Origin of the sequence: Synoicihabitans lomoniglobus, from assembly GCF_029023725.1 — a bacterium.
Taxonomy (GTDB): Bacteria; Verrucomicrobiota; Verrucomicrobiia; order Opitutales; family Opitutaceae; genus Actomonas; species Actomonas lomonigloba.
The window spans coordinates 4,145,137-4,163,701 of sequence record NZ_CP119075.1 but is presented as its reverse complement, the minus strand read 5'-3'; the positions used below and the strand labels follow the sequence as shown (position 1 = coordinate 4,163,701).

Below are 18,565 nucleotides of genomic sequence, written 5' to 3'. Positions count from 1 at the left end.
TTTGCGCCAATTTGAGGTGTGACCAGTAGGAGCGGGCTTGCGCGCGATGCATACGGTGCACTGGCGACGAGAGGCAGGTGTCATCGCGCGCCAGCGCGCTCCTACGGTTCAGCCAGATTTCACCTGATTATCCGCCGTCGGGGCCGGCTCCGGCGCTTCACCACCCCAGCGCAGGCTGCTGACCCTGCCATTGCGGAAGATGATCTGCATGCCCGGCTCCTTGCCGGAAACATAGACCTTTTGTCGGTTCGGGACCTGATAGTGAATGCGCTGGCCGGTTCGCACGTCGAACTCGCTGACGTCCTCGTAGTTGACGATCTCATCGCGCTCGAACCGCTGCGTGATTTTGGGGTAGTTCCAAATGGTGACGATGCCGCCGTCCTTGGCCGTGAAAGTTTCCTGTCCGTCCGGCGCTCCCAGCGCGACCGAAACCATGTCAAAATCGTCGCCGACTTTGATTTCTCCGCGGGCGATGCGCTCCTGGGTCAACGGCGGCCACGTGCGCGTCACTTCCTCGCGTTGTTTCATTCGGGTGGCGATCGATTCGCAGCCGACCAACACCAGGCAACCACCAGCGACGAGCAACGAAACGAAGGGATGTTTCATGGTGGTGCGACGGTGGGCGGATATCGGGCTCAGGTCGAGCCTCTCCACGCTGGGCGACTCGATTGGATCGATTACAAAGATCTTGCGAATTTTAGCGTGGATCGGGGGATGGATGTGCTATCCACCGTTCGACGACTTACATGTCTGCATCAGCTTCGCCTCCCCGGCATTCTCTCGCTCTCGAGACCCTTCCGCAACCGGATGATACCACCTGCGGCCCCACCTGCCTCCACGCCATCTATCGCTATTTCGGTGAAGAGATTCCGTTGCCGCGACTCATCAAAGAGGTGCCGAAGCTGGAGACGGGCGGCACGTTGGGCGTGTTGCTCGCCACCGATGCGCTTCGGCGCGGTTATCAGGCCACGATTTATTCCTACAACCTGCAGGTCTTCGATCCGACTTGGTTCGGCTTGGACGCCACCGCGCTGGTCGCCAAGCTCGCGGCCCAACGCAAGGTGCGCCGTTCCGAAAAGCTCAAACTGGCCTGTGCCGCCTACGAAGAATATCTCAAACTCGGTGGTCGTATCCGCTTTGAGCCGCTGAGTGGAGCCCTCATCCGCCGTTACCTGAACCGGAACGTGCCCATTCTGGCCGGCCTCAGCTCGACTTATCTTTATCAGGCCATGCGCGAACACGGACCCAACGACGACGACGATGATCTCCGCGGTAATCCGTCGGGACATTTCGTGGTCATGAGCGGCTACGATCGCAAAGAGCGTTTGGTGCACATCGCCGATCCATTGCAGTCCAACCCCCATTCCCAAACCCGGCGCTATGCCATCGATATCAACCGCGTGCTGTCCTCCGTGCTGCTCGGTGTGCTGACTTATGACGCCAACTTGATGGTGATCCATCCCCCTTCCCATGCGTAGTTTAATTGTGGTTACCAACCCCGACCGCTGGCCCTTCGACATACCCGGCGTGGAAGTCGTGGCGGCGCGCGCCTATTTGACGGATCCGGCTTACGTGGCCCAGCGCGGTATTCGGGTCTACAACTTGTGCCGGTCTTACCGTTACCAATCGCTCGGTTACTATGTTTCCCTGCTGGCGGAAGCCCGCGGCCATCGTCCGCTGCCGGATGTTGCCACCACGCAGGATCTCAAATCCTCGGTGGTCGCCCGTATCTTGTCGGCCGAGGTGGATGACCTCATCCAGAAGTCGCTCGCTCCGCTCAAGGCCGACCGGTTCGTGCTGAGCATCTACTTCGCCCGCAATACGGCTCGGGCTTACGATCGCCTGTGCCAGAGTCTCTACAACCAGTTTCAAGCTCCGCTCATGCGGGCCACTTTCGTGCGTCGCGATGAGAGCTGGGAAATGCAGGACATCAGTTCGATCTCGGCCAGCGACGTGCCGGAATCCCATCGTCCGTTCGTGGCCGAAGTCGCCGCCGCTTTCTTCGAAGGTCGCCGCCCGACGCGCAAACCAAAGGTGCCGCCGCGCTACACCATGGGCATCCTTTACGACCCGACCGAGGCCCACAAACCGTCGGACGAAAAGGCCATTCAAAAGTTCATCCGGTCGGCCGAGCGCCACGACGTCGCCGCCGAGATTATCACCCGCGACGATTACTCCCGCCTCGCGGAGTTCGACGCGCTCTTCATTCGTCAAACGACATCGGTCAATCACTTCACGTTCCGCTTCGCCAGCCGCGCGCAGGCGGAAGGCTTGGTCGTGGTCGATGACCCGCAGTCCATTTTGCGCTGCACCAACAAGGTCTACCTCGCCGAGCTGTTGGAACGTCACGACATCCTCGCCCCCAAGACCATCATCGTGCACCGCGACAACCTCAACGAGGTCTGCGAGGCGCTCGGTTTCCCCATTATTCTTAAGCAACCTGACAGCGCGTTTTCGCAGGGAGTCAAAAAGGTCAAAACCCGCGAGGAGTTTGATGCCACCACGACCACGCTGTTCAAGGACACCGAGCTGCTCATCGCCCAGGAATTTCTGCAGACCGACTACGACTGGCGCATCGGTGTGCTCGATCGCAAACCCATCTACGCCGCCAAGTATTTCATGGCGCGCAAACACTGGCAGATCATTGCCAACGTAGAGGACGGCGATGCCGACTACGGCAAAGTCGAAGCCGTGCCGGTCGAACTGGTGCCACAGGCCGTCGTGCGCGCCGCGGTCAAGGCCGCCGGGCTGATCGGCGAGGGTCTTTACGGTGTCGACGTGAAACAAGTCGGCCGCCTCGCCTATGTGATCGAGGTCAATGACAACCCGTCCATCGATTCCGGCTACGAAGACACTTTGCTCAAGGACGCGCTCTACGACCGCGTGATCGAATACTTCGTCCGCAAACTCGACCGTCTCAAGGAACGCCGCATCGAAGAATGAAACCTCCGCACCTTTTCGCCTACTTTGGCGTCGAACTCGAATACATGATCGTCGACACCCAGACGTTGGCCGTCCGCCCGTGGGCCGACCGCGTGCTGATCGATGCCGCCGGCAAACCGACTTCCGACATCGAGCGCGGTCGCCTTACCTGGTCCAACGAACTCGTGGCGCACGTCATCGAGCTCAAGACCACCTTGCCCGAGGAATCACTGGACGGACTGGCCGAAGGTTTCGCCGCCGAAGTTGCCGAAGTGAACCAACGACTCGCGGCCCACGGCGTGTGCATCATGCCCACCGCCATGCATCCGACCATGCGGCCGGAGGAAGCGGTGCTCTGGACGCACGACTTCTCCGAGGTCTATGCCGCCTTTGACCGCATCTTCGATTGCCGCGGTCACGGGTGGTCGAACCTCCAGAGCGTGCATCTCAACCTACCGTTTTCCAACGACGCCGAGTTTGCCCGACTGCACGCGGCGATTCGCTTGGTATTGCCCCTGCTACCCGCGCTCGCCGCCTCGTCACCCTTTGTCGAAGGTCAGCCGACAGGTCGGCCCGACAACCGCCTCGCGTTTTACCGACACAATTCCGCCAAGCTGCCCACGTTGTGCGGTCGCGTGATTCCGGAGCGGGTGTATTCACAGGCTGATTACGAGCGGATCATCTTCGATCCCATTGCCGCCGAACTCGCGCCGCACGATCCCGACGGCGTGCTCGAAGCGCGTTTCTCCAACTCCCGCGGAGCGATTGCGCGATTCGATCGCAACTCGATCGAGATTCGGGTGCTCGACATCCAAGAATGTCCGGCGGCCGATCTGGCCGTGTTGCGCACCATCATTGCGTTGCTGCGCGAGCTCGTGGCCGAGACGCATGTGCCGCTCGCCGCGCAGCAAAGTATCGACGTCGAGCCGTTGCGGGCCCTCTTCGATGCGACGGTGGAGCAGGGCGCCGCCGCGCTGGTAGCGGAGCCAACGGTATTGCGCGCTTGCGGTGTCGCGACGCCGGTCTCGGCGGGAGAACTGTGGCGCCAAGTCATCGCCCGGTTGGATCCCTGTGCCACTGCGTCACCCGCCGAACAAAACGCCCTGGCCGTCATCGCGGCACACGGTCCCCTGGCCGGTCGCATGACCCGGGCGTTTGAGGCTGGCGAAACGTTGGACAGCATTTACCGCCGCCTGGCCACCGGTGTTGCCACCAACGCCATGTTCCAACCACTAAGCTAGAAACGGTCGGGTGTAGGAGCGTGCTTGCGCGCGATCCCGTTGCCTCTCCCACGCCGCGTATGCCGCGTTTATCGCGCGTCAGCGCGCTCCTTGTTGCTACCGTTCGCTATGCTCCGCCCGTTGGAGTTCGCTCAAGTCAAAATTGCGCAATTCCAACTCACTACGGAGCAACGCGTAGGTGGAATCCTCAATCGTGGGCGAACGTGTCATGATCCAAGCTTTGGTGCGGTCGGGGTGGCCGATGACGGTTTGCGTGTAGTCATCATTCACATACAGAATCAGGTAGGGAGCCGTGATGAGGCCGAAGAACGTCATGCGCCATTCCGCGTTGCTCTGCGGATCGAACACGCGGCCCGTGGGATGATAGTCTTTTTCGGGTCCATCCAAGGCGCCGGCGTTGAATCGGTAGGTGGTCAGGATTTTGCCGTCGTCACCTCGCGCGTAAGTTTCGGTGGGATTGAACGCTTCCCGATCAATGGGTGTCGGCGTGTAGCCGTGCACATACCACGTGCCCATGAAGCGATCGAGATCCACGAAGGGGGCGAGCGGCATGGGTGGGTCCCCGCGTCGCGGACCGGATTGGCAGCCAACCATCATGAGCAAGACGGTGAGCAATCCGGCGGCAGTGGGAAAGCGGCGTAATTTCATGACATCAACGCAAGCACGGGACGGCAGGTGTTGCGAATGACTCGGCCGGATTCTCGCTCCCATCAAGGCGGCAACTTACCAGCGATCAGTGCGAAACGGCACCGCCGGCAAACCGGCGCCGTTGAAAAGCGGGGCGACGGGGTTGGCCTGCCACGCGTAGCGCACGGCAATGGGTGAGGCGACTGCGGGGGAAGAGACGACGACGGTGTCACCTGCAACCCGGACATCGGCCCAGTGCCACTGACGATCCGCGCCCGCCACCGCGAACGCGTGAGCCGTATCGCCGCGCAGTTCGAGACCGCCGTCGGTGTGGTTGAAATGCACATGCGCCGCGCCGCCGACCACTTCGATACTCGCCAACTCCGGGCCCTGCCAAACGACAGTCTGGTCGTAGGCGAGTCCCAATGCTGCCAGCGCCGCGCGCTCTCCCACTGGTCGTTTGTCGCGCGGGTGAATGTCGTCGGGATCGCCGGTGTCGACCGTGTTGACAAAGGCGGTGCGACGGGCGACGCGGCTGGCGTTCCATTGCGCGTCCCGCACCGTTGCCCAGCCGTTGGTGAATCCGGGGTCGTCGCTGCGCGTCATAAAAGTCGGCAGACCGATGACCAGAAATGGCACATCACCTTGGCCGAAGACATCGCGCCAGTCGGCAATGAGTGCCGGCATCAAATCGTAATAGGAGTCGGGATAACTTTCGTTGGCCTCGCCCTGATACCAAACCGCGCCGCGAATCGCGAGACCCGTCACGGGATGAAGCATGCCTTGATACTGCACGATCGGTGCGGTCGGGTAATTCTCAAAATCAAGCGGCATGGGATGCGGCGGCGTAGCATCAACACTGACTTTGCCCTGCCAGGTGCCGGCCAGGTCGACCTTGGATTCGTCGCCCAGTTGCAGAAAAGGAATCCCCGCGTCGTTGGCGGGCACGCCGCCTGAGCCCGCGCGCTTAAAGATACGCAGCGCGATGACATTTTTGCCGGGTTTCAGGAGCTCGGCCGGCACGCGATGTCGTCGCGGGTTGCTGACCCATGAGCTCGCGCCCACCCACTCGCCGTTGATGTAGGACGTATCCATTTTTTCAACCTGGCCGAGAAAGAGACGCGCATCGCCGGCGGGCAGCGGGTCGGGGAGCTCGAAGGTTTTGCGCAGCCACACCACGCCCGGTTGTTCCGCCATGCCGAGGTCGTCGAAGCCGGTGGGGACCTGCACCTCGGTCCAGTCGTCGTCGTTCAACTCTTCCGCCGACCAAGGCGTCTCTGCGGCTTGACCAATGTCGTAGTCGTCGAGCCAGTGCATGAGAAAGCTGCCGTATTCACGCGGGATATCCGCATGACGCAGGCGTTCGAGTTCGGCCAGCTTCGGGGCGAATTGGGCAAACGGCGCGAGCCCGCGCGGACTGATCCAGCATTCGATCGCGGTGCCGCCCACCGCGGCGCGCACGAGACCGATCGGCACGCCGAGTTCGCGATGCAAACGTTGCCCCAACAAAAACCCGACGGCGGAAAACGCCCGGGCGGTTTCGGGCGTCGAGACTTTCCATTCGCCCTGCGGCGTAGGGGTGGGCGAATACGCCGAGTGGCTGGCCACATCAAAGAACCGCACTGCGGGTAGATCGGAGTCGGCCAGCACCGCGTCGGCGCCGTCCATGAAACCCACGCTCACCGCCATGTTGGATTGTCCGGAGCAGAGCCACACGTCGCCGACCATCACATCGGATAACTTGACGTTCTGTGAACCCGTCACGGAAACGGTGTAGGGGCCTCCCGTGGGCGGTGGCGTGAAGATGATTTCCCACCGACCGTCGGCGTCGACCTCCGTCGAGGTGGTTTGATTCGCGACGGTGAGGGTCACGGCTTCGCCGGTTTCGCCCCAGCCCCAGAAGCGATTCGGTTTGTCGCGTTGGAGGACCATGTGATCAGCAAACAACGGGCTGAGGAACGGCAGCGAATCGGCGGCGGCCGCAGACAACGTGAAGAGCAACGCGAGGCTCGACGCCAGTAAACGACGGCACCGGGTGACGGTGACAAGACGGGGAAATATCATGGCAACAAAGCGGGGTTCAGAAAACGTCGGACAGTCTACTCGACCCACGGGTGCGCACGAAACTGAATGCTCGGCTAACAACAGCGCGGGAACGTCGGGTGGCTCCCGCGCGTCCGCGCTTATCGCGAACCCAAAGCCGCCAGTGCCTGGGCCTCGCGCAACGGCTGCCGCACATGCACCACCTCATCGTCGATGAACGTCACCTGCTGGGTGATTTGGTAGAGCACGCGGTAGACGTCCTCGACCTGGGCGGTGTTTTGCTGGACGTCGATTTTACCCAGGCGGGAAGCTTCCTTGATGTATTTCGTTTTAAAATACGTCCAGGTGGTGCGCGTCGCACCAGTGGAAATGGGGAAAGCGTCGTATTCGTCCGGTTGACCGAACGCGAGTTGCACCATGTTGAGCGTGTCACCCACTTGGATGTCACCCGCCCGCACGCGGGCTTGTTCGGCCGGCGTCAGTGTGGCGAAAACCTCCGCATGCTGATTGATGCGCCGGTCGACGGATTGGCAGCCGGCCAAAATCGAACTTGCGACGCAGAGGAGAATCAAAGGGGCATTAAGTCGACGCATGATGCGTCACATTAGTGTAACGAAACCGTCACAACGTCGACACCTGACCGTCACGTCGGAGCAAATGTCACAAACGTTACAGCGATGGCTTGGTCTTGGACGGGCGCCGCCGGTCTTCCTCAATGATACCACGAATCGTATCAGGATCGGGAGCGCAGGACAGGCTGGTGATTTTGAGCGAGTGCCACGGCCGCACCCAACTGTTGTTCACCCCGATCAGGTCGCCATCGACCGTCAGCAACGGACCGCCGCTATCACCGGGCTTGAAGGGAAGATCCGAGCGCAGCACGACGCTTTTACCGTCGACCGGAAGCATGGGCGGTGTAGTGAGACGGCCGGCCAGTGGCTCGATGTTAAGTGGGCCTTCCCGATGCGTGCCGACGGCGATCACACGCTCGAGTTCCGGAGTGATGCGACCGAGCGAAATCGCGGGGCAGGAGAGGCCTTCGATATGGAGCAGGGCCACTTCACTACCGTATTCCTCGGTCGCCTCCTCATGCACGATCCGAGCACGGAGGAACCCCATTTTCTCACCAATGTAACCGAAGACCCAAACATTTTGACCCAGCACATGCATGTCGGTGATCAGATAGCCATCTGTCGTGATGGCGGCGGCGGTGCCGCTGCGGGATGTTTCGGGAAGCCCGCGAAAGATCGATTTTCCATCGATGAATTCGTCATAAGGAGCGAAAGCCGCGTCGTCGCTGAATATGACGAAGATGGATTGCTGAATACGGTTCCAATCGTCGCCCAACAATGCCTTGGCTTCGTCGATGGAGGCTTGGCGTTTCTGGGCCGAAGGAAGGTTGAGCGACGTGCATCCGCTTGAGGCCAGTAAAGCGGCGAGAGTGAGCGGTAAAACGGAGCGGGGTAAATTCATCCGATTTGATTCAGTTAAGGCGCACCCGGCGCAGGCGCAGGGCGTTGGTGACGACGCTGATGGAGCTGAGGCTCATCGCCACGCCCGCAAACATCGGGTGCAGCAGCCAGCCGGTGAGCGGATAGAGGAGTCCGGCGGCGAGTGGCAGGCCGAGGCTGTTGTAAAAGAAGGCGAAGAACAGATTTTGTTTGATGTTGCGCAAGGTCGCCCGGGCGAGCGTTACGGCGGCAGCAAGTGCGGCGAGGTCACCGCGCACGAGGACGAGTCCGGCGCTGTTCATGGCGATGTCCGTGCCGGTGCCCATGGCCACCCCGACATCCGCCGCCGCGAGGGCCGGGGCGTCGTTGATGCCGTCGCCCGCAAAGACGATGGTGGCCTGACCGATTGCCTGGGCCTTGGCCTCGTTGACGAGCTCTTGTTTGCGCGCGGGTGTGACTTCGGCATGCACCGCGTCGAGTCCCAACTCATCGGCGATCCGACGCGCGGCGGACGCGCGATCGCCGGTGACCATGACCACGCGAATTCCATGGGCGTGGAGGGCGCGTAGTGCGGCGGGGGTGCTGGCCTTGATGCGATCTTCCAACGCGATAAGACCGAGCAACGCGTCGCCCCGTTTGACGGCTACGAGCGAAGCATGCGGATGCGCGGCAATGTGCGCGTCGGGGCTGACGCGACCCACCTCGATGATTGCTCCGTCGATGGTGGCGCGGGCGCCGTGTCCGGGTTCGCTGTGAAAATCGGTTGAGGCCGGAACGGGGAGGGCACGTTCCTGGGCGGCGTCGACAATGGCGCGAGCGAGTGGATGTTCGCTGTGAGATTCAACGGCGGCGGCGAGGGCAAGAACGGTGTCGGCATCACCCTCCACCGCCACGACCCGGGGCCGGCCTTCGGTAAGGGTGCCGGTTTTGTCGATGAGCAGAGTGGTGGCATGGGCAAGGCGTTCAAGGGCGGTCGCGTCCTTGACGAGCACGCCGGCTTGAGCGCCGCGACCGATGCCGGTGACAATCGAAACGGGCGTCGCGAGCCCCAGCGCGCAGGGGCAGGCGATGACCAGCACGGCGACCGCATTGAGGAGCCCCCAGAGCCAGCCTTGGTCGCCACCCCAGATCCACCAACTCGCCAACGAGATCAACGCGATGGCGCCCACGGTGGGCACGAAAACATTCGAAACCCGATCGGCGAGTCGGGCGATGGGCGGGTCGCTGTCGGCTGCCTCCTCCACCAGTTTGATGATCTTGGCCAGCAAGGTATCTTCGCCGACCGAGCGAGCGGTCATTACCATGGCTCCGGAAGTGTTGACCGTGCCGGCGCTCAGCGCGTCGCCGACGGTTTTGAGCACGGGCTCGGGTTCGCCGGTCAGCATCGATTCGTCGACCTCGCTGCGACCCCCGGCAACCGCGCCGTCGACGGGCAGGTTTTCGCCCGGCCGAATACGCAGGCGGTCGCCGACCTGCACCGCGGCGAGCGGCACATCGGTCTCCTGTCCGTCCGAATCGATCCGGTGGGCAATGGGCGGCGTGAGGTCCATGAGACTGCGAATCGCGGCGTCGGTGCGAGCGTGGGCGCGTTGCTCAAGAATCTGTCCCAGCAGCACCACGGTGGTGATGAACGCGGTGGCTTCGAAATACAGCGGCACGCCGTGCGCCGTGAGCAGCGCGGGCGGAAAATGATGGCCCCAGATCAGGGCCACGAGGCTGTAGCCATACGCGGCGCCCGTGCCGGTAACGGTGAGCGTGAACATGTTGGTGTCGCGCTCGACGATCGACCACCACCACCGCCGGATGAAAAACCAGCCGCACCAGAAAAACACCGGCGTGCTGAGCGCCAGTTGCAGCCAACCATTGGTGGTGTGGGATAGACCGGGGAAACCGTGCGACCAAGCCGGGATGAGCATCGGCCCCATGGCGAGAATCAGCACCGGGAGCGTCAACGCGACGGCCAGATAGAACCGCGGCCGCAGCACGCGTTCGTGCGGCATGCCCATGTAGACGATCTCGTGGGCGTCGGGTTCGTCGTTTTTCATTACGCTCTTAGTTACGGGTGCGTGGCCGCCGCAGCCAGAGGAAGATAACCGGGGTCACGATGAGGATGTGGAGCAGGCTGGAGATCATGCCGCCGACGACCGGAGCGGCGATGGGGCGCATGACTTCGACGCCACTGCGATCGAGCCAGAAGAGCGGGGTGAGCGAAGCGACCGTCGTCGCGACCGTCATGACTTTCGGGCGCAGCCGGAGTTTGGCTCCCGCCACCACGGCGGTGGTGAGTTCGGGCAACGTGAGCTCGCGGCCGTGGGCGGCCCGGGCGGCGGCAACGCTTTCCTCCAAATATACCACCATGACGACGCCGGTCTGGATCGCGGTGCCGAACAGCGCGATGTAGCCGACCCACACCGCGACCGAAAACGGGTATCCCAGCCACCATTGCAAAAACACGCCGCCGGTCAGCGCGAAGGGCACGGCGAGGATGACGTGCGCGGCTTCGGCGGCGGAGCGGAACGTCATCGTGAGCATGAGAAAGATGATCACGAGCACCGCCGGCACCATGACGCGCAGCGTGTTGCGGGCGCGTAGTTGGTTTTCGTATTGGCCGGCGTAAGTGATCGTCATGCCCGGGCCGAGCGTGATCTCGGCTTCGATGCGTTGTTTGATTTCGTCGACGAACGAGCCGAGGTCGCGGTCCTGCACGTTCGCCTGCACAAAGACACGGAGGCGTCCGTTTTCGGAGGCGATTTCACTTGGTCCCAGGACGCGCACAACCTCGGCCACTTGGGACAAGCGGATGATCGCGCCACTCGGCGTCGGCAAGGGGAGATCGCCGAGGGTTTCGATGTCGAGGCGATCGGCGGCGTCGAGGCGGACCTGGATGGGCCAGCGTTCGCGACCTTTGATGGTCGTGCTTGCAACGGTGCCGCCGATACCGATTTCGGCGAGTTGAAGGACGTTGTCGGCGCGCAGGCCGTAGCGCGCCATGGCCTCGCGTTTGAGGCGGATTTCGAGATACGGTTTACCCTGCACGCGAGAAGGCGCGACGCCGACCGCGCCGGGCACGGCGGCCACGACTTTTTCGATTTCGAAGGCTTTGCGCTGCAAAGCGTCGAGATCGTCGCCGAAGATTTTGACGCCCACCTGGCCGCGAATGCCGGTGCTGGTCATGAGAATGCGGTTCTCAATCGGCATGAGAAAGCCGGGCACGTAGCCGGGCACTTGCGTGAGCAGGCCGGAGAGTTCGTCGACGATCTGTTGCTTGGTCACGCCGGGGCGCCAGTCCGCCTTCGGTTTCAAAGTGATGGTGGTTTCGATCATCTCGACCGGGGCCGGATCGGTGGCGGTGTCGGCGCGCCCGAGTTTGCCGGCGACGCGCACGACCTCGGGATGTTGGCTCATGACCTCGTCCTGCCACGCCATGATACGTTTCACCTCGGAGAGCGAGTTGGCGGGCAGCAGCACCGGCATGAAGAGCAGGTCGCCTTCTTCCAGCGGCGGCATGAATTCACGACCGAAGCCTTGGGTATGACGGGCGATCGTATCGGGCAGCCGCGCATTGACGGCGCGGGGTAAACCAAAGCTCAGGGTGAGCGCCGCCAGAAGCAGCACGACGGCGCAGCCCAGCACGACCACGCGATGGCGGAGCGCGGCGTTGAGCACGGGTTCGTAAATGCGCAGCAGCGTGCGCATGAGCACGTTGTTGTCTTCCTGACGAAAGGGACCGCGCACCAACAGGGTGCAGAACACCGGCACGGCCGTGACGGCGAGCACCGTGGCACCGATCAGCGCGAAGGATTTGGTGAACGCGAGCGGGTGGAACAGTTTGCCTTCCTGACCGCCGAGCAGAAACACCGGCACGAAGGCGAGAATGATGATGCCCATCGAAAACACGATCGGCCGGGCGACTTGTTGGGCGGCCGTGAGGGTGAGGTCGAAGATTTCGGCGGGCGTGAGTTTGGCGTCGGGTTCGCGCTTGGCCGCGAGGGCTTGTTCACAATGGCGAATGACGTTTTCGGTCATCACGATGGCGGCGTCGACCAGCACGCCGATGGAGATGGCAATACCGGTCAGCGACATGATGTGCGACGGAATGCCGAACCGATCCATGAGAATGAACGAGATCAGGATCGAAGCGGGCAGCGGCAGCGTGACGATCAGGATGCTGCGGAAGTGAAACAGGAAGATGATGTGGGCGAGCGTGACCAACAGGATTTCCTCGGTGAGCGCGCCCTTGAGCGTATCGATGGCGCGCTCGATCAGCGAACTGCGATCATAGAACGGTTCGATGGTCAGGCCGTCGGGCAATCCTTTGGCCAAGGCCGCGATGCGAGCCTTGACGTCCTGAATAACCTGATACGCGTTCTCGCCGTAGCGCATGACGACAATGCCGCCGACGACCTCGCGGCCGTTGACGTCGAGCGCGCCGCGCCGGAACGCGCCGCCGATGCGCACGGTGGCGACATCACGCAGCAGCAGCGGGGTGCCTGCGCGGGCCTGCACGGGGATGAGTTCCAGATCCTCAATCGACTCGATCAGACCGACGCCGCGCACCACGAACTCCGCGCCGTTTTCCTCGATGGTCTTGCCGCCGACGTTGCGGTTGCTGGCGGCGACAGCGTCGAGCACTTCGCCGAGGGTGGCGTCGTATTGGCGCAGGCGAGCGGATGACACTTCGATCTCGAACTGTTGCACGTGCCCGCCGATGGAGGCGACTTCGGCGACGCCCGGCACGGCGGCGAGTTGGTAGCGGATGAACGTATCCTGCAACGTGCGCAACGAGCCGAGGTCCTGCGTGCCGGATTGATCGTTGAGGTAGTATTGATAGATCCAACCGAGGCCAGTGGCATCGGGGCCGAGGCGAGCGGTGACGCCGTTCGGGAGCGTGTCGCCGATGGAGTTGAGCCGTTCGAGCACGCGGGTGCGGGCGAAGTAGTTTTCGACGTCGTCGTTGAAGATGACGGTGAGAAACGAGAACCCGAACATCGACGACGCTCGGACCGTGCGCACGCCAGCGAGGCCTTGGAGATTTACCGAAAGCGGATAGCTGATTTGGTCCTCAACCTCTTGAGGAGATCGACCGGGCCAATCGGCGTAGACAATGACTTGGTTTTCCGAGAGATCAGGAATCGCGTCGATCGGCACCCGCTGGAGCGCGACCACGCCCCAGGCGCATACGGCGATGAACGCACTTACCACCAGAAAGCGGTTGTGCAGGGACCAATGGATGAGGCGGTTAATCATGGCGCGAAGCTAGTCCGAAACCCTCAGTCCAATTTTTCGCCGCAGGTGAGCATCATCTCGCCGTAGAACGGATTGCGCAGCTCGTCGGTGCGTTGGACCCAGCGACCGGTGCCGAGCACGGGTGACATGGGGCATTGGAAGATGGAGACTTTCCCGGCGTGATGCAGGCCGGCGGCGCGGGCCAAATCGGCGATTTCGGTGCTGAACAATTCAAACGGTTCACGCGCTTCCTTGAGGGTCGGGCCGTCGATGAGGGCGTTGACCTTTTCGGCGAGGGGACCGTCGGCGGCATCGGGCGCATTTTCCATATACGCCGACCACGCGGCGTGAACGGCGGGCAGCGTTTCAATGTAGCCGGTCAGATCGTCGTTGGCCAACACGGCGGCGGCATCGGCGGCGGCGAAGATGAGGGGTTCGAGGGCCGCGATGTCGGCGGCGGGTTCGGCGTGGGGCATCGGCATCTCGTCGACGGCCGCCATGGCCATCGGCGCGGCCAGTTGGGCTTGTCCTTCCAAAAGCAACGCGGCGCGCGTCACGACGCGGTCGCCGGGTTGCAGGCCCGCGGTGATTTCAAAGTTGTCGGGGGTGGCTCGGCCCAGCGTGACGGTGCGCGGCAGGTAGGCCTGATCGGGCAGCGCGACGAATACGGTCGGCTCGGCCCGCGTGAACAGCACGGCGCTGCGCGGCACGGTGAGGGCGTGGCCCTGCGGAATGGTGACCTGGGCGGTCGCGGTCTGGCGGTGGCGCAACGAGCCATCGGGATTAGCCATGACGACGCGGGCCTTGGCGGTGCGGGTCATGGCATCGAGATTGGGATCGATGAAGGAGATGTAGCCCACGCGCGGATCGCCGGAGGAACCGGCGGGTGTGACCGTCACGGCCTGGCCCACGCGCAGCAGATCGAGGTCACTCTCGTAGACGTCCAACACGAACCACAGCGTCGAAAGGTCGCCGAGTTCGAAAAGTGATTCAGCTTCGTTCACGTAGGCTCCGGCGTAGGCCTTTTCACCCCGGGAAATGACCGTGCCGGCAAAGGGAGCACGGACGGTCACGATGGCTTCGGGCCGACGCGTTTGCTCCAGTCGCTCGATGTCGGCATCCGTGGCCCCGAGGTCGAGCAGGCGTTCGCGCGCGGCGGAGATTTCGGACGCCGAAATCGCGCCCGTGCCCACGGCCAGCCGTTCGAGGTAGATCCGTTGGGCGGTCAACATCGCGGTGCTGTAGAGCGTGGCGAGGGGGTCACCGGCGGCGACGATCTGGCCGACTTGGTCGACGGAGAGCGTCTCGATGCGGCCGGGCACGCGGGCGGTGAGCACGCGATGCCGGGTGTGGTCGGTTTCAAACGTGCCGTTCACGCGCAAGGTGCGGGAGAGATCGGTTTCGTGGGCGACGGCGGTGGCGACACCGATGACGGCGGCGGTGGATTCGGAGAGTTTCACCGTCTCGCCGTCCCCGAAACCCGCATCGCCCTCGTAGACGGCGACGAGCGCCATGCCGCAGATCGTGCAACGTCCGGGCTGATCGGACGTGATCCATGGGTGCATGGGGCTCTGGTAGAACTTGATCGTGCGTTCGCTGCCGGACGCTGCGGCCGCACCGGCGTCGGCCAACTCATCAGACGACGGCCGACCGAAGAAATAACCCGCCGCCACCGCGACCACGGTCACGACCAGAAACAAGGGAAGGGAAGGGCGGACGGGCGGATTCATCAGTTGGTGTGTTTGGCGTGGTCGGGCTTGGTCGACGGGCGCGGGGTGTCTTTGGCGTCCTGCTTGGCTTTCGCCGCATCGAGTTTGGCGAGGAAACGCTCGGGATTGCTGTTAAAACGGCCGACGCACATTTCGCAACAGAGACGGACTTCGCGGTCGGGTTGGTCTTTGACCTGGTGATGGAGCACGTAGGGTTCGCCCATGCCACCGAGCTTTTCTCCGGACACGACGCAGGTGGATAACGGATACGCGTCCTTGGGGGCGTCGTTTTCGTGATGCGCGGCGAAGGCCGGGCCGGCCAAGGTCAAGGTGAGGAGGGTCGCTAGTAGAGTTTTCATACGCAGCATATTACGCCGACGAAACGCTGTCCCCTCGGATTTCTTTGGTCGCGGCGACAAAAGCCGTGACCAAGGGATGCACGTCGCCCCGCAATATGGCCCGTTCGGGCTGAAACAGCGTGCCGATGCAGAACGGATGGGGCGCGAACTCCCCGGCGCGGATCTCGCCGTTGGCTTCATCAAAGCCGGTGAATCGGAGACCGACCGCTTCCAGCCTTGGTTGCCAGGCGGGAGACAGGCTGAAGCCGCAATTGTAGCCGACATCGGCGCAGCGAGTGCCCAACAACGCGGCGAGTTGACTGCCGGGAGTGAATCGCACGGTGCCCAGTGCTTCGCGCAGACTGCAACTCAATGGCACGCACACCGGGTCCTCGGCCTCGCCATCGATCTCGGCGTGGGCGTTCTCGGCGGCGCCGCACCGGTCGCGGGCGCATTCGAGCAACAGGTGTTGAAAGCCACCGCAGGTGCCGAGAAAGGGGATGCGGTTTTCACGCGCAAACTGGATCGCGTTAAGCGCGCCGGTGGTGGAGCGATATGGGCTGGCGGGCACGCACCACACGCCGGCGGCGGCCGGGAGAGTCGCGGCGGGGTTGCCCACCTGAGTCGTGGGCAACCACTGCCACGTCGCGCCTGCGGCTTGCAGCGAGCGTTCGATGGCCGGATGGGCGGTGACGGTGTCATCGCGATCGCCGACGAGCACTATGACGCGTGAGGATGGGCGGGTGGTCATCGCTGCCCAACATGCGCTCCCGCGAAAGACGGCGCGATGCAAACCGCTCGGTCTCCGCGCTCAATTGTCGCCCAAACATGGAACGACAGCTGCGACGCGGTGCCGGATCAGGCGAGATTGCGCAGCCGGGCTTGCAGCTCGCGCAGCCCGACCGTGAGCGGGAGCTCGTTGCCATCGCTCAGCACCACGATCTGGTGGCCCGAGGCGGTGCTGGATACCTCCCGCACGTGATGGAGATTGGCGACGGTCGACCGCGAGGTGCGGAAGAAGCGGCGGGGACAAAGCTCCGCCACCAACTGGCTGAGGGTGCGCCGCATGATGTGTTTGCTGTCGGCGGTGCGCAGCACGACGTAGTTGGCGGCGGCCTGAATCGAAATAATGTCTTCGGCGGGCACGACGCGATAACCCTTGCCGGTTTTGATGAGGAGCCGGTCGGTGGTCGCGCTGTTCGCATCGGATTCAACTCCGGCATCGGCGACGTGACGGCGGGCGCGTTGCAAGGCGGAGGCGAAGCGGGCGCGGGAAAACGGTTTCAGCAGGTAGTCCGTGGCCTCCAGATTGAACGCTTCGACTGCCGATTCGGCGTGCGCCGTGGTGAAGATGACCCGGGGATGCATCACGCGACTGATCTCCTGCAGGACGTCGAGTCCGTTGGTGCGGGGCATTTCGATATCGAGAAAAATGAGATCGGGTCGTTCGGTGAGAGCGCCGTCGATGGCATCGTCGCCGTTGGCGTATTCGCCCACGATTTCGATATCGTTTTCATGGGCGAGTAGTTCGCGCAGTCGCGCCCGGGCGGGCGCTTCGTCGTCGGCTATGAGGATTCGCATGTCGGGTCGTGGCAGGGATGAAGCGGTAAATTGATCTCGGTAAAGTAGCCCCCTTCGGTGCGGGGTTGGGCGTGCAGACTGGCGGCGTCGCCGTAGAGGGTCGCGAGACGGTTGCGCACATTGGCCAGTCCGACCCCGGGTCGGCTCGAACCGGCTTTGGCCGTCGTGGTCGAGCGGTGGTGGTCGATGAGGGTGAGGCGTAGTTGGTCACCGATCTGCTCGGCCCGCAGTTCGATCTTGCCGGGAGTCGTGGCGCGATCGAGGCCGTGCACGATCGCATTTTCCACGATCGGTTGCAGCACGAGCGGCGGCACCGCCGCGTCGAGGAGTCGACGGTCGATGTGCGGGGCGAAATCAAGTCGATCGCCGAAGCGGTGACGCTGAATGCACAGGTAGAGGTCAACGAGTTCGAGCTCCTCCGTCAGCGTGACTTCGTGTTGTTGTGATAAAGTCAATACACGGCGCAGCAGATCGCTGAGCGCGCAGACCATTTCCTCGGCCTGACGTGGGGCGGTGGAAATATAGCTGGTGATGGCGTTGAGGGTGTTGAACAGGAAGTGCGGCTGCAGTTGGCTTTGCAGCGCTTGCAGCCGGGCCTGGGTCAGCAGGTGCGTGGACTCAGCCGCCGCTTGGGCGGTGTCGAGGGCCCGGCGGTGATTGCGCATGGCTTGGGCGACGGCGAGTAAGAGGATATAGAACGGCACGATCAGACCCGAGCCGAGTGAACGGATGGTCATGACCACTGCGAGGGACTGAGGGTCGGGTTCCGGGAATTCACCGCTAAAAAAACGCATGTGCCGTCCGTCGACAAACGCCCTCGTTTCGCCGGTGGCCGTCCGTTCGGGTGGCCAGGAGGGACCGCCGCGAGGTCCGGAGGCGAATGCCTCCGGGGCGCGCTCCGTCGCCGGGGCAGGAGAAACCTCGGTGCGGGGCCGGGAGACGGTTTCCGACGAGAGCGAAACCATCCTGGCCGGCCGGGTCGGGGTCAGGCGGGGCCAATTGTGAATCCGCGTTTCCCGGATCCAGTCCGAAGAAAGGTATCCGCCCAGTGCGAGGGTCGCGCAAGCGGCGAGGTGGATGGGCAGGGTGCGGCGCCACCGATCGTGGTCGAGCGGCGCGACCCGGGCCAGCGCGATGATGATGACGGCGAGGAAGGCCCACGGACTCCATCCGACCGCGACGAGCGTGGCGGCGACGCCGGCGTCGACATCGATGAACCGCAACAATGGCCAGGTGAAGGCGATGCCCACCACCAGTGACACCGCGATGAGCAGCGCCGTGATTCTCCATTCCGTGCGGCGTCCGGCATCGCGGGACGACGGCGAGGAAGAGGGAACGGGAACGGGAGCAGGAGGCATGAGGAATCGAGGCGTCCCCGTTCCGCTTAGGCGGAAGGTGACGAGCGGGATGGGACGCCCATTTTGCCT

15 protein-coding genes are annotated in these 18,565 nt (G+C 63.2%); 3 read left to right on the top strand and 12 right to left on the bottom strand.

Annotated elements, in window-relative coordinates:
• Nucleotides 1-108: 108 nt before the first annotated feature.
• Complete coding sequence (locus PXH66_RS16055) at nucleotides 109-606, bottom strand: hypothetical protein (RefSeq protein ID WP_330930559.1); 498 nt, start codon at nucleotides 604-606, stop codon at nucleotides 109-111.
• A gap of 140 nt (nucleotides 607-746) precedes the next feature.
• On the opposite strand from PXH66_RS16055, the gene PXH66_RS16050 reads away from it, so the two are divergent.
• From PXH66_RS16050 to PXH66_RS16040, 3 genes are read left to right on the top strand one after another with little or no spacing between them, the layout of a single operon-like run.
• Nucleotides 747-1,478, top strand: coding sequence for a C39 family peptidase (locus PXH66_RS16050; RefSeq protein WP_330930558.1), 732 nt, complete (start codon nucleotides 747-749; stop codon nucleotides 1,476-1,478).
• On the top strand, nucleotides 1,471-2,943 hold the full coding sequence (locus PXH66_RS16045; protein ID WP_330930557.1) for a RimK family protein: 1,473 nt from the start codon (nucleotides 1,471-1,473) through the stop codon (nucleotides 2,941-2,943). The genes PXH66_RS16050 and PXH66_RS16045 overlap by 8 nt, the downstream gene beginning before the upstream one ends.
• Nucleotides 2,940-4,163 carry a glutamate-cysteine ligase family protein gene (locus PXH66_RS16040; RefSeq protein WP_330930556.1) on the top strand — a complete coding sequence of 408 codons (1,224 nt, stop codon included), beginning with the start codon at nucleotides 2,940-2,942 and terminating at the stop codon, nucleotides 4,161-4,163. The genes PXH66_RS16045 and PXH66_RS16040 overlap by 4 nt, the downstream gene beginning before the upstream one ends.
• 96 nt (nucleotides 4,164-4,259) lie before the next feature.
• Here PXH66_RS16040 and PXH66_RS16035 read toward each other — a convergent pair whose 3' ends face one another.
• The 11 genes from PXH66_RS16035 to PXH66_RS15985 all read right to left on the bottom strand — a co-directional run bounded on the left by PXH66_RS16035 (nucleotide 4,260) and on the right by PXH66_RS15985 (nucleotide 18,496).
• Nucleotides 4,260-4,811 carry a lipocalin family protein gene (locus PXH66_RS16035; RefSeq protein WP_330930555.1) on the bottom strand — a complete coding sequence of 184 codons (552 nt, stop codon included), beginning with the start codon at nucleotides 4,809-4,811 and terminating at the stop codon, nucleotides 4,260-4,262.
• Between the two features lie 75 nt (nucleotides 4,812-4,886).
• Nucleotides 4,887-6,854 carry a sialate O-acetylesterase gene (locus PXH66_RS16030; protein ID WP_330930554.1) on the bottom strand — a complete coding sequence of 656 codons (1,968 nt, stop codon included), beginning with the start codon at nucleotides 6,852-6,854 and terminating at the stop codon, nucleotides 4,887-4,889.
• A gap of 119 nt (nucleotides 6,855-6,973) precedes the next feature.
• The gene (locus PXH66_RS16025) at nucleotides 6,974-7,426 is read right to left on the bottom strand and encodes a hypothetical protein (RefSeq protein ID WP_330930553.1); all 453 of its coding nucleotides are present in this window, start codon (nucleotides 7,424-7,426) and stop codon (nucleotides 6,974-6,976) included.
• 76 nt (nucleotides 7,427-7,502) lie between these two features.
• The gene (locus PXH66_RS16020) at nucleotides 7,503-8,306 is read right to left on the bottom strand and encodes a S1C family serine protease (RefSeq protein WP_330930552.1); all 804 of its coding nucleotides are present in this window, start codon (nucleotides 8,304-8,306) and stop codon (nucleotides 7,503-7,505) included.
• A gap of 10 nt (nucleotides 8,307-8,316) precedes the next feature.
• The gene (locus PXH66_RS16015; RefSeq protein WP_330930551.1) at nucleotides 8,317-10,329 is read right to left on the bottom strand and encodes a copper-translocating P-type ATPase; all 2,013 of its coding nucleotides are present in this window, start codon (nucleotides 10,327-10,329) and stop codon (nucleotides 8,317-8,319) included.
• A 7-nt stretch (nucleotides 10,330-10,336) separates the two neighbouring features.
• Complete coding sequence (locus PXH66_RS16010) at nucleotides 10,337-13,531, bottom strand: efflux RND transporter permease subunit (RefSeq protein ID WP_330930550.1); 3,195 nt, start codon at nucleotides 13,529-13,531, stop codon at nucleotides 10,337-10,339.
• 23 nt (nucleotides 13,532-13,554) lie between these two features.
• Nucleotides 13,555-15,240, bottom strand: a complete 1,686-nt coding sequence (locus tag PXH66_RS16005) for an efflux RND transporter periplasmic adaptor subunit (protein WP_330930549.1) — start codon at nucleotides 15,238-15,240, stop codon at nucleotides 13,555-13,557.
• A complete protein-coding gene (locus PXH66_RS16000; RefSeq protein ID WP_330930548.1) occupies nucleotides 15,240-15,578 on the bottom strand; it encodes a hypothetical protein in 339 nt (112 codons plus the stop codon). The genes PXH66_RS16005 and PXH66_RS16000 overlap by 1 nt, the downstream gene beginning before the upstream one ends.
• 10 nt (nucleotides 15,579-15,588) lie before the next feature.
• A complete protein-coding gene (locus PXH66_RS15995) occupies nucleotides 15,589-16,308 on the bottom strand; it encodes a glutamine amidotransferase-related protein (protein ID WP_330930547.1) in 720 nt (239 codons plus the stop codon).
• 107 nt (nucleotides 16,309-16,415) lie between these two features.
• On the bottom strand, nucleotides 16,416-17,138 hold the full coding sequence (locus PXH66_RS15990) for a LytR/AlgR family response regulator transcription factor (RefSeq protein WP_330930546.1): 723 nt from the start codon (nucleotides 17,136-17,138) through the stop codon (nucleotides 16,416-16,418).
• On the bottom strand, nucleotides 17,123-18,496 hold the full coding sequence (locus PXH66_RS15985) for a sensor histidine kinase (RefSeq protein WP_330930545.1): 1,374 nt from the start codon (nucleotides 18,494-18,496) through the stop codon (nucleotides 17,123-17,125). The genes PXH66_RS15990 and PXH66_RS15985 overlap by 16 nt, the downstream gene beginning before the upstream one ends.
• Nucleotides 18,497-18,565 lie beyond the last annotated feature (69 nt).

Excerpts from the sequence above, each read along its gene's own strand:
- PXH66_RS16055 (WP_330930559.1), bottom strand. The coding sequence starts at position 606 with ATGAAACATCCCTTCGTTTCGTTGCTCGTCGCTGGTGGTTGCCTGGTG.
- PXH66_RS16050 (WP_330930558.1), top strand. The coding sequence starts at position 747 with ATGTCTGCATCAGCTTCGCCTCCCCGGCATTCTCTCGCTCTCGAGACC.
- PXH66_RS16045 (WP_330930557.1), top strand. The coding sequence starts at position 1,471 with ATGCGTAGTTTAATTGTGGTTACCAACCCCGACCGCTGGCCCTTCGAC.
- PXH66_RS16040 (WP_330930556.1), top strand. The coding sequence starts at position 2,940 with ATGAAACCTCCGCACCTTTTCGCCTACTTTGGCGTCGAACTCGAATAC.
- PXH66_RS16035 (WP_330930555.1), bottom strand. The coding sequence starts at position 4,811 with ATGAAATTACGCCGCTTTCCCACTGCCGCCGGATTGCTCACCGTCTTG.
- PXH66_RS16030 (WP_330930554.1), bottom strand. The coding sequence starts at position 6,854 with ATGATATTTCCCCGTCTTGTCACCGTCACCCGGTGCCGTCGTTTACTG.
- PXH66_RS16025 (WP_330930553.1), bottom strand. The coding sequence starts at position 7,426 with ATGCGTCGACTTAATGCCCCTTTGATTCTCCTCTGCGTCGCAAGTTCG.
- PXH66_RS16020 (WP_330930552.1), bottom strand. The coding sequence starts at position 8,306 with ATGAATTTACCCCGCTCCGTTTTACCGCTCACTCTCGCCGCTTTACTG.
- PXH66_RS16015 (WP_330930551.1), bottom strand. The coding sequence starts at position 10,329 with ATGAAAAACGACGAACCCGACGCCCACGAGATCGTCTACATGGGCATG.
- PXH66_RS16010 (WP_330930550.1), bottom strand. The coding sequence starts at position 13,531 with ATGATTAACCGCCTCATCCATTGGTCCCTGCACAACCGCTTTCTGGTG.
- PXH66_RS16005 (WP_330930549.1), bottom strand. The coding sequence starts at position 15,240 with ATGAATCCGCCCGTCCGCCCTTCCCTTCCCTTGTTTCTGGTCGTGACC.
- PXH66_RS16000 (WP_330930548.1), bottom strand. The coding sequence starts at position 15,578 with ATGAAAACTCTACTAGCGACCCTCCTCACCTTGACCTTGGCCGGCCCG.
- PXH66_RS15995 (WP_330930547.1), bottom strand. The coding sequence starts at position 16,308 with ATGACCACCCGCCCATCCTCACGCGTCATAGTGCTCGTCGGCGATCGC.
- PXH66_RS15990 (WP_330930546.1), bottom strand. The coding sequence starts at position 17,138 with ATGCGAATCCTCATAGCCGACGACGAAGCGCCCGCCCGGGCGCGACTG.
- PXH66_RS15985 (WP_330930545.1), bottom strand. The coding sequence starts at position 18,496 with ATGCCTCCTGCTCCCGTTCCCGTTCCCTCTTCCTCGCCGTCGTCCCGC.